The sequence below is a fragment of the Mycobacteroides sp. LB1 genome, assembly GCF_013449725.1.
Lineage (GTDB): Bacteria > Actinomycetota > Actinomycetes > Mycobacteriales > Mycobacteriaceae > Mycobacterium.
Map to the genome: position 1 here is coordinate 2143840 of NZ_JACCFF010000001.1, position 13618 is coordinate 2157457.

Annotated in this window: 12 protein-coding genes and 2 pseudogenes; 7 read left to right on the forward strand and 7 right to left on the reverse strand. The window is 61.5% G+C overall.

Annotated features, from left to right (window positions below; all coding sequences use genetic code 11):
- The first annotated feature begins 133 nt into the window (after positions 1–133).
- The gene (locus MLB1_RS10295; RefSeq protein WP_180749517.1) at positions 134–1165 is read left to right on the forward strand and encodes a crotonase/enoyl-CoA hydratase family protein; all 1032 of its coding nucleotides are present in this window, start codon (positions 134–136) and stop codon (positions 1163–1165) included.
- 27 nt (positions 1166–1192) lie between these two features.
- Here the strand turns inward: MLB1_RS10295 and MLB1_RS10300 are convergent, their stop codons facing one another.
- Together MLB1_RS10300 and MLB1_RS10305 are read right to left on the reverse strand one after the other, a co-directional pair.
- Positions 1193–2452: an MFS transporter gene (locus tag MLB1_RS10300; RefSeq protein WP_180749518.1), complete on the reverse strand. Its 1260-nt coding sequence runs from the start codon at positions 2450–2452 to the stop codon at positions 1193–1195.
- A 188-nt stretch (positions 2453–2640) separates the two neighbouring features.
- Positions 2641–3015 carry a hypothetical protein gene (locus tag MLB1_RS10305; protein WP_180749519.1) on the reverse strand — a complete coding sequence of 125 codons (375 nt, stop codon included), beginning with the start codon at positions 3013–3015 and terminating at the stop codon, positions 2641–2643.
- A gap of 502 nt (positions 3016–3517) precedes the next feature.
- Between MLB1_RS10305 and MLB1_RS23930 the strand changes: the two genes are divergently transcribed.
- On the forward strand, positions 3518–3889 hold the full coding sequence (locus MLB1_RS23930; RefSeq protein WP_358148864.1) for a helix-turn-helix domain-containing protein: 372 nt from the start codon (positions 3518–3520) through the stop codon (positions 3887–3889).
- A gap of 49 nt (positions 3890–3938) precedes the next feature.
- Here MLB1_RS23930 and MLB1_RS10315 read toward each other — a convergent pair whose 3' ends face one another.
- Positions 3939–4514 (reverse strand): SRPBCC family protein, encoded by a 576-nt coding sequence (locus tag MLB1_RS10315; RefSeq protein WP_180749521.1) that lies wholly within the window; start codon positions 4512–4514, stop codon positions 3939–3941.
- A gap of 182 nt (positions 4515–4696) precedes the next feature.
- On the opposite strand from MLB1_RS10315, the gene MLB1_RS10320 reads away from it, so the two are divergent.
- Both MLB1_RS10320 and MLB1_RS10325 read left to right on the forward strand, forming a co-directional pair.
- Entirely contained in the window at positions 4697–6169 is a 1473-nt protein-coding gene (locus tag MLB1_RS10320; RefSeq protein WP_180749819.1) for a serine hydrolase domain-containing protein, read from the forward strand.
- 128 nt (positions 6170–6297) lie between these two features.
- Positions 6298–7110: a DUF1906 domain-containing protein gene (locus tag MLB1_RS10325; RefSeq protein ID WP_180749522.1), complete on the forward strand. Its 813-nt coding sequence runs from the start codon at positions 6298–6300 to the stop codon at positions 7108–7110.
- A gap of 37 nt (positions 7111–7147) precedes the next feature.
- On the opposite strand, the gene mug is transcribed toward MLB1_RS10325, so the two are convergent.
- A complete protein-coding gene (gene mug, locus MLB1_RS10330) occupies positions 7148–7654 on the reverse strand; it encodes a G/U mismatch-specific DNA glycosylase (protein WP_180749523.1) in 507 nt (168 codons plus the stop codon).
- A 106-nt stretch (positions 7655–7760) separates the two neighbouring features.
- A complete protein-coding gene (locus MLB1_RS10335) occupies positions 7761–8558 on the reverse strand; it encodes an AraC family transcriptional regulator (RefSeq protein WP_180749524.1) in 798 nt (265 codons plus the stop codon).
- A gap of 620 nt (positions 8559–9178) precedes the next feature.
- Here MLB1_RS10335 and MLB1_RS10340 point away from each other — a divergent pair.
- Complete coding sequence (locus MLB1_RS10340; protein WP_180749525.1) at positions 9179–9991, forward strand: SDR family oxidoreductase; 813 nt, start codon at positions 9179–9181, stop codon at positions 9989–9991.
- Positions 9992–10204: 213 nt separating this feature from the next.
- Positions 10205–10294, forward strand: a pseudogene (locus MLB1_RS24255) (Lsr2 family protein); the annotation flags it as partial.
- 483 nt (positions 10295–10777) lie between these two features.
- On the opposite strand, the gene MLB1_RS10345 reads toward MLB1_RS24255, so the two are convergent.
- Positions 10778–11785 (reverse strand): oxygenase MpaB family protein, encoded by a 1008-nt coding sequence (locus tag MLB1_RS10345; protein WP_180749526.1) that lies wholly within the window; start codon positions 11783–11785, stop codon positions 10778–10780.
- A 39-nt stretch (positions 11786–11824) separates the two neighbouring features.
- Positions 11825–12469, reverse strand: a complete 645-nt coding sequence (locus MLB1_RS10350; protein WP_180749527.1) for a TetR/AcrR family transcriptional regulator — start codon at positions 12467–12469, stop codon at positions 11825–11827.
- 488 nt (positions 12470–12957) lie between these two features.
- On the opposite strand from MLB1_RS10350, the pseudogene MLB1_RS10355 reads away from it, so the two are divergent.
- Positions 12958–13167: pseudogene (locus MLB1_RS10355) on the forward strand (IS256 family transposase); the annotation flags it as partial.
- Between the last annotated feature and the right edge of the window lie 451 nt (positions 13168–13618).

A 13618-nucleotide genomic window follows, 5' to 3' on the forward strand; every position in this document is an offset into this window, starting at 1 on the left:
TGCAGTGTCGCACGTCTGCACTCCAATTAGTTCACAGTCACACTTGACTGTGAACCTTCCGGTAGGCGATGCTGCTTCTGGCCAACCGCTACGGGCACATTGACGCCCGGCACGCTAGAGAGGGGCAATTCACTTGTCGAACAGCGATTCTCATTCCGGCACGCGGCCGGCGGCCTGGTACGAGAACTGGACCGAGGTACCCGATTCTCCGTGGAAGGATCGGCCGGCACCGGACTTCGAGCGCGACTACCCGACGCTCACCTACGAGCGGGACGGCCGTATTGCACGGATCACGTTCAACCGCCCCGAAAAGGGCAACACGATCACCCCGGACACCCCGCGCGATCTGGTCCACGCCGTCGAACGCGCCGACCTCGATCCCCGGGTGCACGTCATCCTCGTCTCGGGGCGCGGCAAGGGATTCTGCGGCGGCTACGACCTGGACATGTTCGCCGAGAAGGGCTTCGACACCCGCGACGGGAACGACGAGGTCACCGGCACCGTGCTCGACCCTGTGGTCAACGCGATCAACCACAATCCGTGGGGAACGTGGGACCCGATGATCGACTACGCCATGATGAGCCGCTTCAATCGGGGCTTCGCCTGTCTGATGCAGGCCAACAAACCCACCGTCGCCAAGCTGCACGGCTTCGCCGTCGCCGGTGGTACCGACATCGCTCTCTACAGCGACCAGATCATCTGCGCCGACGACACCAAGATCGGCTATCCCCCCACCCGGACCTGGGGCATCCCCGCCGCCGGTATGTGGGCACACCGGCTTGGCGACCAGCGCGCCAAACGACTGCTGTTCACCGGCGACTGCATCAGCGGAAAGCAGGCCGCCGAATGGGGTTTGGCGGTCGAATCCTGTCCCGCCGACGAACTCGACGCACGCACTGAGGCCCTTGTCGAACGCATCGCCCGGATGCCCGTCAATCAGCTGATGATGACCAAACTCGCCCTCAACTCCGCGCTGTACTCGCAGGGGGTGGCGAACTCGGGCATGATCAGCACGGTCTTCGACGGTATCTCGCGACACACGCGTGAGGGCTACGCCTTTCAATTACGCTCGGCCACAGCCGGATTCCGTGAGGCAGTGCGTGAACGCGACGAGCCCTACGGGGACTACAAGCGGGCACAGTTCGACAAGAACGCCCCGCAATGAAGCTGGCCGGCGCCCTGGCGTCCTCTGCTATCGCACGGATTTGATCGGCAGCACCGCCAGAGCACCGAGGACTGATAAGACCATCGACGCGAAGTACAGGACGCTGAAATCTCCTTGGGCGTTGTGCAGTCCGAACAGCACCGTCGCCAACATGGGAACAAGCAGTTGTGGGAGCAGGTATGCCATTGCCACCACGCCGAGGTCTTTCCCTGAGGACTCAGTCTCAGGCAGCACCTCTGTCATCAGTGCCAGATCCACTGCGGCGTAGGCGCCCTGCCCTGCTCCGATTACCGCCGCACCGAGCAGGAGGGCGTGAAAGTCTTTGAACAGCAACAGGATCACCAAGCCGACCGCGGTGATCAGGCACGAGGTCCAGACGATGCCCTTGCGCCGGCCGGTTCGGTCCGACCACCAGGCAGATATCGCCGCTGTGAGCATATTGGTGATCAAGAATGCGCCGATAATGACGCCGTATTTGGCGGCTGCCTCATGCTCAGACAACCCCAGGGTGCCGGCCACGATGTAGAGCATGTAGACCGTCACCAACAGCACCGACATTGTGACGAAGAGCCGGCAGATCCACGCCCATGCGAAATCCTGATGCTTCCTTGGATTTATCCAATAGCTGGCCAGGATCGCTTGCCATCTCAGGGGCACTCGCTGCGCGCGGACGGTATCGCGCAGGATGAGTGCGGCGGCGGCATTGAATACCAAAGCCAGCACCGCAGGAAGACCGAACCACCATCGGGGATCGTTGGGTAGAACGTTGATGAAAACGCTGCCGACCACGGGCGCCAGGCTGGTCGAGATGCCGAACGCTGCCGCAACACGTGCCCGGATTGCTACCGATATCTGGTCTGCCAACAGTGCGTTGAACACCACAAGCGTTGCGGCGAAGCCCATCTGGGTGATGCACCAGCCGGCTACGACGCCTCCGACTGTCGGCGCTGTGGCCAGTGTCGTCAGGCCCACCGCCCCGACGAGAGTGCCACCGACGAGATACGGCCTGCGGATACCAAATCGCGATCTCGATGTGTCGCTGAGATGACCCAGCGGCGGTGTCACCACGATGATCGCAATACCGCCGAGAGCCATCGTCAACGACAGCGCCTGCGTTTTGTGCCCCGGGTCCAGCTCCGCGAGACGCAGCGGGATGCTCACCCCACCAGCGGCCAGCAGCGCAACCGCGGAGGCGAAGTAGGCCAGCAGAAACACGGGCAGGAAGGCTCGCGGCTGCACAACCCGAACGTCGGTCCTCAGGCGTGTAGCAGGGACTTCCGTAGCCATCCGGTCCTCTCGAAGTTCTTCGATAGACCACTGTAAGTGGTGAAGCACGAGGGCCGCTTGGGACGATGCCGACCGTTTCACTTCGGGCCGTATGCCGGTCGTCGCAGCACCGCCTCAACCGGTCGTCGAATTTAGGTCCAGCGCTAGTTGGCCGGGCCTGACCTCGGCGAGGATGCGACCGGGTCTGTTTAGGGGAGCTGCGGCGGCTCTGTTGATGGTTCCTTGATGCCGGTAACTGTCCATGCGGACACATCAGAGAGGCGGATGCGCAGCGAGTCGTGCTCGACGATGGTGCCTGCGACATAACACCGGGCTTTACGAAGGTGAAGAAAGACGCTGTCCCGCTCGGCTTCGAGCGCCCCGATACGGCCGGCGACATCAGAGGCATCGTTTCTGGTGAAGAACTTGGCGACGTAGTGCCCGAAGTACGCGCTGGTCACGGTTATTCCAGACGCCACACCCCAGGGCAGGTAGAGCGTCACTTCGATGCTGGCGGAACCGGCTTCTGTGTCGATATGACGCAGGATCGCGTCAACACCGGCCGCGGGGTCACGTAGGGGCATATCGGGATCGTAGAACATTTGCTTCAACTGGCGCTATCTAAAATCTATAGTGGGTGGGGTAGACATTCGTCATCTGTGTGGTTAGACTATCCCTCGTATACAGAGCAGAGGGTGATGGCACGGGAGAAGACGAACTGCCCGTGAGGTGTGAAGTATGAGTGCGGTCGTACACGCCAGAGCCGGGTAGGACACCGGTTCTCAGATCGCTACCAGTAAGTGCAGTACCAGTAAGTGCAGTACCAGTAAGGATAAAGAGGAAGGAGTCAGTTGCCGTCGGATCGCCCGTGATCGTCAGTATCGGGCCGATGCCGCAGTTTCACAGCAGTGTCGATAGATGGTAGTTATCTCCTCAGGGCCGGCGGCCCCGGTGCGATTATGTGCCCGGGGGCGCCGGCCCTCCTACCTGGCGAGGTGTCGACTTGCCTCAGGTGCCGGGCCCCGGCTATATAACAAGTGTGTAGTGAGCCTGCTAGGTGGCCTTGCTGCAGGTTCGAAAGGTGTTGTGGCAAAAGAGAAGCACGATTCTGCCGATAGTAACCCGAATGAGAAGTTCGACGACGAGGACTACCCCGCCTACAGTATGGGTAGCGCCGCCCGGATTCTGGGAACCACCCCAGCGTTCCTGCGTAGCCTTGATGAGGCCAAACTACTTGCCCCGCAACGCTCTGAGGGCGGGCACCGCCGCTACTCGCGCTATCAACTGCGGATCGCGGCCAGGGCCCGTGAACTCATCGAGCACGGTACCGCTCTCGATGCGGCATGCCGCATCATCATCCTTGAAGACCAACTCACCGAGGCCCAAGCCATCAACGCCCAACTCCACCGCAGCCTCAATGACCGGCACACCCGTTCCGGCGAAGACCCCCAGCCCTGAACTCCCATCCTGAGGACGAGACCCCACAAGGCCCCGGGTATCCGGGCTCCTACGTGCGGTGACGAAGGCGCCGAGCTGCCGCAATCTGCGTTTTCACACTTTGCTTTTCGGAGGGGCCCGCCTCAGTGCTCTCCTTGATTCGTTGCAACGAGCGATGTAGTCCCTCCAGTGCGAGGACGTCACGTGGTCTACCGACTGGACCCGACCAGCGCAGCACTCTGTGAAGAAATGCCGAGCGGGGCCACTCTCGGTACTCGGTGACCGTGACACCGCCGTCCTCAGCGGAATCCAGGTAGTAGCCCCACACCGTGCCGACGAGATAGACCTTGAACTCAAAATGGCGGCCAGGCTCCAGTGCCGTCACCCTGCACGGCGTCGCCCAAATGACCGGTCCAATGCGATTGAAACCGACGAACCATGAGTTCACAGCGGGTACCGCGGAAGGCTTCAGCCACCATCCGGTGCGGTTCTCCGGACTGAAACGGCCCATACGGGTGACATCGGAAACCATGTCCCACAGCTCTTCCCGCGGTGCGGACACAGACACCGAGTACTCGTCGCGCACACCTGCGGCTGTTTCCGTGCGTAGTACCGCTGCCGGGCGCCGAAGCGGGTTTTTCAACATGGTGCTCCTAGCGTGTCCGTACTGCGTCGTACCCCACTGCAACGAACCTATGGGACGCCCCGATCTGGGGACGGAAAAACGGCGCACGCGCACGAAGTGTGTGAAAGGACCCAGCGCACGTTGTTGCGGGTCACGAGAGGCGCCGTTGCCCTCGACCCATGCCATCCTCAACTACCGTCGATCTGGTGAAGGTGTCAGGATCGTGCGTCGCCCGGGCCTGCGCCGTCGGAACAGTTTTGCTTGCCCTCGCGGGGACGCCTTCGTGCGGACATTCAGCGCATCCGATCTCTGCGCCGAGCGTGGTTCCCCAAGGCCCTTTCGCGCCCGTTACTCGCCTCGTGAATGATGCCGTGTCGGCACCTCGGCTGCCCGGTGCGGTGGTTGAAATCGGGCACGCCGGCAAAATCGTCTTCCGGCAGGCTTTCGGGTGGCGCAAGCTCCCCGACGAACCGGGCCTCGACGGGTCGCCCGCACCAGCCGAGCCGATGACCGAAGACACGATTTTCGACCTGGCGTCGTTGACCAAACCTCTCGCGACGAGCGTGGCCCTTCTCCAGCTGTACGAAAGGAGCTTGATTCGAGTCGACGAACCCGTGCAGACATACCTGCCGGACTTCAACCCCACCAACGACCCACGACGCGCCCAGGTGACCCTTCGCATGCTGCTCACGCACACCTCGGGCGTCGGAGGCGACTTGAGCCATCAGGGCGCCTGGGGACTGACGGAGGCGGACAAAGCAGACGGCATCCATCGCGCACTTACCGCCCCGTTGGCGTTCGACCCCGGTAAGACGTTCCACTACTCCGATATCAACTTCATCATCCTCGGTGCACTCATCGAAAAGATCACCGGCGAGCCTTTGGATGTTTATGTGCAGGACAACGTCTTTGCGCCGTTGGGCATGGCCGACACTCGGTACCTTCCCGCAGCCAAGGTGTGCGGTCCGCACCAAATCATCGGTACGGCAATTGCTTTCGACAAAACCGCACACGCTGTGGCGCCGTGCTCGGCGGATACCTGGAGTACTGATCTGTTGACACGCATCGCGCCGACGGCTCATGACGAAGACACTCCGGGCGTCAACCCCGACTACGACCGTCTGCTTCGCGGCACCGTGCACGACCCGACGGCGCGCCGGATGGGCGGTGTGGCCGGTAGCGCCGGTGTGTTCTCGACGGCCGACGACATCGGCCGGTACTCGCAGGCACTTCTCGATCGGCTCGCCGGGCGCCCGAGCCTGTTCCCGCTGAAACAATCCACCCTGGAACTGATGACGAGTCCGCAGCAGCCCGGCCATGCCGCCGCACAACTCGAGGCGGCCAACAACGCCACCCGCCAAGCCATCGAAAAGACCCCTAACCCAACAGATCCCCTGCTCGCACCGAATTATCCGGCAATAGCGGGACAGAACCTCCGTGGCTTCAGCTGGGATATCGATACCGAACTGTCCAAACCGCGTGGAATGCTCTTTCCCATCGGCAGCTTCGGCCACTCCGGCTTCACCGGAGTATCCCTGTGGATGGACCCGGGTTCGGACACGTACGTGATCGTCCTGGCGAACGTCATCCATCAGCGCGGCGGCCCGCCCATCGTGAGGCTGAGCGGCGATATCGCCACAACGGCAGCACAAGTTCTGCATCTCTACAGCAACTAGTCGGGTCCGCAGTCGAGAACGACTGTGCCCGTGACGATCACGAGATCCTTCGCCTTGATATCAGAGCGTTATCGGAAGTACCGGCGAGGCTACAATTTTAACAACGGTCACATTGTTAACATCCTGCGATGCAAGACTCGTCGGGGACTAACAGCTTTCTGCGCTCCTCACGTTCGGTAACCCGACGTGACGCGTTGCGCTACGCCACAGCGGTGTCGGCGCTAGCCGGGCTGGGTGCGGCATCAGCTGTTGCCGGCATTCCGACGGCGTCCGCCGCCGCCCCCACGTTGATTGACTTCGCCATGCGCCAGATTCCGGCGGAGCACATCAAGGCCGCCGGGCACTCGGGGGTGATCAACTACGTCTCAACGTCGCGTCCCGGCTCGTCCATGGGTGCCAAGCCGATCACCCGGCCCTACGCCCAGTCGCTCACCGCGGCCGGGTTGGTGATCGTCAGCAATTTCCAATACGGAAAGCCGGGCGGGACAGCACCTTCGGACTTCACGCGCGGATTCGCCGGTGGCGTCGACGACGCGCGCACCGCCTGGCAGCTGCATACCGCGGCCGGCGGCGGCCAGAGCGCACCGGTCTTCTTCTCCGTCGATGACGACGTCAACCGTGAGACATGGAACGACGTTGCGCTGCCGTGGTTTCGGGGTATCAATTCGGTGCTGGGGGTGCAGCGCACCGGCATCTATGGGGGCGTCAATCCATGCCAGTGGGCCGCCGCCGATGGGGTGATCGGCAATTCGCGTTCACCCGGCCACGTGTGGGCCTGGCAGACACGGTCATGGTCTCGCGGCCAGGTCTTCCCCGGCGCAGTTCTCTACCAACGCATCGTGAGCACCGCGTCCAATCCGGGCCCGGTGGTCGGCGGGCTCGAAGTCGACGTCAGCGACGCCCTGGCCCAGGATGTCGGCCAGTGGAACTTCCATCAGTGATGTCGTAGACCACTGACTAGCCCCGGCTCCATGTCGGCTACCCGAGAGACACCCGCAGTTCCGTATAAGCGTCAACGAGCGCGTCCAGCGTGAACCGCCGGTTGAGCCCGCTTGGGTTCGGCAGCACCCATGTCGTCGCGTCCGCGAAGCGAAACGGCTGTAGTCCGAACGCGATATGCGGAGCTTCGAGCATGGACACCACCGCACGCTTTCCGAGAAAGGCCAGCGCTCGAGGTCGCATGCGACGAATCTTCTCCTCGAAATCTGGCCGCGCCGTGCGGAACTCGCTCGCCACGATGTCGTCGGCGCGCGGTGTTGCGCGACTGACAGCAGCGGTGATGCCGCACCCGTACGTCAGCAGTTGGCGTTCATCCTCCGGGCGTAGCCGAGTGTCGGTGAACCCGGCCCGGTAGAGCACTTCCCAGAAACGGTTGCTCCGGTTCGAGAAGTTATGTCCGTCGGCCACCGCGGTCGAGGCGGGATTGATCCCGCAGAAAACTACGTCGAGCCCAGCAGCGAGAATATCGGCAGAGTACTGGCCCACAGCATGTAGGTTCTCACGTTCCGCGACGTCGTTGTCTCATTCAGCATGCGATGGACCCTCCTCGTCATGATGGAAGAAATCGCCCACTAACCACGGGCAGACTGGGCTAGCTGATTTGCCGGTATTGGTTCGGTGTGACTCCGACGCGCTTTTTGAATGTCGTGGCGAGATGGCTTGGGCTTGAAAATCCTGTGGTTGTGCTGATTTCGGTGATGGGAAGCGTTGTGGTGGACAGCAGCGTTTTCGCTCGGGCGATCCGCTGATCGAGAACGTATTGATGGGGTGTGGTGTGGAACGCGTCGGTGAAGGCTTTGACGAACGTGCGGACCGGCAAGCGGGCCAGGCCGGCCATTTCTTGCAGGGAGATTTTGGAATCTAGGCTGTCGGCGAGAAACTCGACGATCGCAGCCTTAATCGTCTGATCCAATTCGGCCGCAGAGCTAACTGGTAGTTGAGGGACAGGGGTCCCGTAGCGATCGGCCAGATGAAGTAGCACTGTCTCGGTGAGTGCTTCTCGGAGCAGACGCGCCGGAACATCATCGCGGTCGCGCACACTGCCGATTCTCGCCACAAGCTGATGAAGCAGCGGGTCTGGACCGATCGTCGGTAGCAGATTGCGTGAACCAAATGCTTTGTGGGGCACAGTGAGCTGGCAGTATTGGGCGGTGGTGCGCCCGATGGCATTTCCGGAACCATGTTGCTCGGCAGGCAGTACCCATGCGCTTCCGATCCTGGGTGTTTGTATGCGCAGTGAACCTGCCTTTTCGAGTTCGTACTCCTTGGCTTCAAGGTTTCCAGCCAGGTGAACCAAAACGAGGTGATGTGGCTGGCGGAAAGTGCAGTCAAAGGATCCGTTGATGTCTTGGCTGATGAACGAAAAGTCAATCTCCGCGGGGGATGTCATGACGGCCCCCGGTGTGCGCCGCACCGAAATGCTTGCTCTGCGCACACCTTGCCGAGGCCCTGGTGCCATCCCACAGGACGTATCGTCCCACAAGCTTGTTGCCCGTTAATTTCAGCTATCGAAACGCGGCCCTGGCAGCGGACTATGGGACGGCCGCAAAATCCGTCTCACGCCTGGTTCGTTGAGAGGTTAGCTCCGATAGACAGCCTGCGCCTCAGCCTCGTTGCATCCGGTTACTTCAGGTGACCCCGCTGCGCGATTTCATAAGGGTGCCCAATTTTGAAAGCTCAGCTGCATGACTTGCTCATACCGTAGGCGTCGTTCGTTCGATGTGTGGCCAGTGCCGGCCTCAGCAGAGGGCCGAGCAATCCAGATCAACGTGTCCGGCCGATGCCGGGCAGAAACTGGGTATGTAGCCAGAACACTCTCCGAACCGCCGCACCCACACGGTGTGCGGCGATGTTCAACAAGAACCAGGAGTAATGACGTATGTCCGCGCCGGCGGGGACAGCCAACTTCACAGCCCCGCCGGCGCGCCCGAACCTAACGAACCCCTTCAACCACCACAGCGATATCGGGCGCGTTGACCCGCCCGAATCTCATATGCGAAGGATGCACCAATGAACACCGTCATGATCACGGGCGCCTCAAGCGGTCTGGGACACGCCACCGCGCTGCTATTTCAGGCTCGCGGATGGAATGTCATCGCGACTATGCGGTCCCCAGCGGACCGGCCTGAACTCGACTCCCTCGATAACGTTCTGTTGGCCCGTCTTGATGTGGAAGACCAGGACAGTATCGATGCGGCAGTTGAGGCGGGAATCAGACGATTCGGGCGCATTGACGCACTGATCAACAACGCCGGCTACGGCGCGTACGGCCCGCTGGAATTGATAACGAGGGAGACCGCGCAGCGTCAGTTCAGCGTTAATGTGCTTGGGTTGCTCGCCACCACACGGTCGCTCCTGCCGCATTTTCGCCGGAACCACGCCGGGGTGGTCGTGAACATCTCCTCAGTCGGAGGACGACTGACCATGCCTTTGGGCACGCTGTACCACGGCAGTAAGTTCGCTGTGGAGGGCATCTCGGAGGCACTGCAATATGAGTTGTCGGCCATTGGTGCGCGGGTGAAGATTGTCGAGCCCGGCGGCATCAAGACCGACTTCGGGCGCCGTTCCTTTGATTTCACCGATGATGCGCGCATTGTCGAGTATCAAGCATTGTCGGCGAGCATCACCGAGGTCGTCGAGGGACTCGAAGTCGGCACTGACCCGACTGCGATAGCGGAGATCGTGTACGAGGCGACGACCGACACCAGCGGTCGTCTCCGCTTCATCGCCGGATCGGACGCCGAGCACATGCTCGCAGACCGAGCTTCAATGGACGACGAGACCTTCTACACAAACTTCAAACAACGTTTCGGCCTCAACTAGCGCGGCACGCCCCTCACCCTGCAGCGGCAGCTCGGTCGACGCCCATATCCGTGCCGCACGTCCGCATAGACCTGCCCCTGGTAGGTGAAATCGCTTACCTCCGTTCGGATTGACTTAGGAGTTGTTACTTGACTGCATCTGACCGCAGCGGCGCTCGGACGCGATCCTCGGACACCGTGAGCGCTGACGCAGCCGAGGGGCGCCGCGCTCGAAAGCGCGCTCCGCGACGCGGAGCGGCATTCGGTGTCATCGCGTGGCCGCATTCCCTCTGAGGTAATTGACGCATTCAACGCTGAGAACTGAAGCCGAACCTGACTGGGGAGAATCCCCCACTGCCACAGCGTAATCCTCGAAAAGCCCTGTGGAACAACACTGCAGTCCGGTTCTTCTCGGATCTATCTTCGGTGCCCGATGACGCCTACCTAACCTCAGCCCTCGGGGCCGTGATCTGTACGAGTTTGGTTGTTGCCACCGAGCTAGCGACTCACGCGCCTGTCGCCTGCCGTGTAAAGCCGTCTGGACGTTGTAGTGCTGTCCCCCGCGCGAACTTACTTGAGCAGAGAGCATTTGGCCGTGCCCTACCGTCGTCGCCGTTGTCCTCTCGCTGTCGTAGAACAACCGCTGCACTGTTGATGTTGTGCGCCTGTGGTGTAGACATCATCCACCAACACACGCGGTGTGATGACTGGTGTGAAGACAATTGATAACCGTCGACCGCGGGGCCCTCGTAGCGGTACTTCGCTGTCATCTCAGCATTTAACGCTTGCGGGTATCGCCGGAGCTGCTTCACAGGGTGTGGGTGGCTTGGCCCTGTCGTGGGTGGGTGAGGCCACGTGTTGCTTGAAGGGCTCCTCCTTGCTTGAACTGGTAAGGCACTGCGTTTACCAGTGAGGGGTGGCGTCGTGAGTTGTGGCGGTATCCCCAGGCCTCGGGACCGGCGATCGCGAGGAAGTCGTCAACGATCTGGTATCGGTGCGCGGTGTTGAGTGCCTGGCGCACGACGGTGCCGTTGAGCGCCCACCGCCGGGGATGGCGTTGCACGTCAATGAGTTCGAGCCATTCCGTGGGCATAGTGGACACTGCCGCGTAGGCCGCCATGCGCAGGAATGGATTGACTGGGAGGAGGGGGAATGCTGGTGCGATCGGCGGGTGCAGGAAGAACTCGACGAGTTTGCGCATGTCTTCGGTCGGCCTGATGATTTTCTTCGCGTCGACTCGCAGGTAGTCGGCGACATCCCCTGGTGTGGCGGGAACATACTGCGGTGGGATGCCGAGCAGGTCGGCGGTGATGAGGCTTTCTTTGTAGAAGCGGCGGATTTCCTCCTCGGTCAGCTCCTTTCCGGGTTGACAGAATCGCTGATAGCACTCCAGTAGCCCGTGCCATCCCGTGACGTAGACGAACAGCAATGTCTCGGGAATATTGGCTACGTAAGGCTCCCCCGAGTCGGGAACCATGCCGTTCACTGTGCTGTGCCGCTTGAACAGCCATTCACCGATCTTTTCGGCGGCGGCGGTATCGCCGAATACTGCCTGGGTAAAGAACATGTTCGAGCGCCGCACCCGCCCCATCGGGTCGGCCGCGTAGGTGGAGTGCTGATCGACGCCGGCCGCTCCCGCCGGATCGAACACCGCCACGATCGAACCGCGGATACCGGCCAGGGAGATCACCGGATGCCCCCATACCCTCCAGCTCACCGAGCCTGGGCCGAAGTATCCAGCGTCGCGCCGCGGCCCGTTCGCGATCTTCAGCGCCCTTTTACCCGGCTTGCCGAATGTGTCCACCAATAGATCCATGTCAGCCCAGCTTCCTTCGCACTCGTACGATCGAGATCTTCACTGATTCGTGGCCGCTAGTTCGGCGCGCAGATCGGCCGCCATCAGACCACTAAAGAACGCCCCCGAAGCGGCGACGACTTCACCGAGCATTGCGTGAGGATTAGCTGCCTGGCACACAAGCGTGTTCCCGGAACACAGCACCCTTAACAGCAGGCGCGCGGTGGTAGCCACCGGAACCGTCGGCACTAACTCTCCGCGGTCGACCATGGATGTAAGCAGCCCAACCAGCGGCGGCAGCACGTGCTCATCATCGATAGCCTGATAGCGGTCAGCCCCCAGCACCTCCGGCGCCTGACGCAACAGTTCGCGGTGCACAGGATCAGTAACCGATAAAGCAGCAAATTCTGTAGCGACCCGCGAAACGATACCGATCCCAGCACCACGGGGCTGGCCATCAAGCTGCTCGCAAGCCCTACCGATCAATGCCGCCACCCAGACAAGACGCTCAAGAAACACCGCCTCGAAGGCCGCCTTCTTGTCCACGAAATGCCGATAGAACGCGCCTTTACTCACCTGTGCGCGCGAGGTCAAAGCCTCCACAGTCGTCGCCTCATAACCGGTGGTGGAGAAACAATCCCGAGCACTTTCCATCAAGGCCCGCCGCGTTCCATCAGCACTGACCTGCCGCCGAGACAACCCCATGCCGACTCCCGCTCTTCCAAGTACCAGTCACATCATCTCAGCGACCGGCAGTCACTGAGTGGCCCGAGGTCACAATAGCCGACTGCACCTACAAGTCAATGCCGGCTAAGTCGATGCAGGCCCGCCGGGACCGAGGAGGCTGGTGCCGCAACTCGGGGCGGGTCGCTGCCTAGCCTCTTGTCGGATATGACTGCAGCATCGTTGTCTGCAGCGCACCCCGATCGAACAGCGCGTGGTGTGACGATCTACAGCAGTGGCGCCCCAGACCACCGCGCACACCCAGAAGCCGCACCGCTCCCAGCGAGCTGGCATCGCGCCGTGTACACGCGAGTCGCCGAAAATGTCAGCGGTATGTCGATCAAGCTGTGATCAAAGGCGAAGTGCCGTTGAAGACCTCGGCATATAGCCGTCCATCAGGAGACCGGCCTGCTCAAAACCGTATTGGCACAAAGGGGTTCAGCCATATCGATAGTCAGTTCCTGTCGCCACAACAGATGCAGGCTCGCTACCGCCGCGCGATCAAGGCTCGCGGGCACTTCCCGTCCGAGCAGGCCGCCCTCAAGCGCCTCTATCTGGTGACCTGATCGCCGGACCCAACCGGTATCGGCAGGGCACGATGGACGATGCGGTGGAAACCAGCCCTGAATGCGTTCGCGATCACCTTCGGCGACCGATTCCCGGCAGCCGAAACCTACTGATGGAAAACGCCGGAAACACCGTTACCGCGATAGTCCCGGTAGGGCTGCGGCGACTATTAGGTGGAGGTGCTTTGTTGTGGTGCAGCGTTATTGGCCATCGGATGTTGGGTGGGCTGTGACGACGCCGCTTGGTCCCCGGTTGGGCGGTGTGCATGCAGGTGTTGATTTCGGGTTCCCGGCCGGTGCAGAGGGCGTGCTGTGAATGCGGGCAGACGGGAACCGTGATTTTTGCTGGTGCTGCTGCAAGCTACGGCGGCCCTGATCCTGTGGGTCAGGTGGTGATCGATTCTGACGACAGTCAAGGCAGCGGGTGTACTTCGCGCTATACCGCGACCGGTTTTCACAAGGATGGCGGATTTTGAAAGCTTGGCCGTATTACTTGCTCATACCGTGAGCGTCGTTCTTTCGATTTCTGGCTGCCAAGCTGGAAATCCGGTCGCGCAGTCACGCG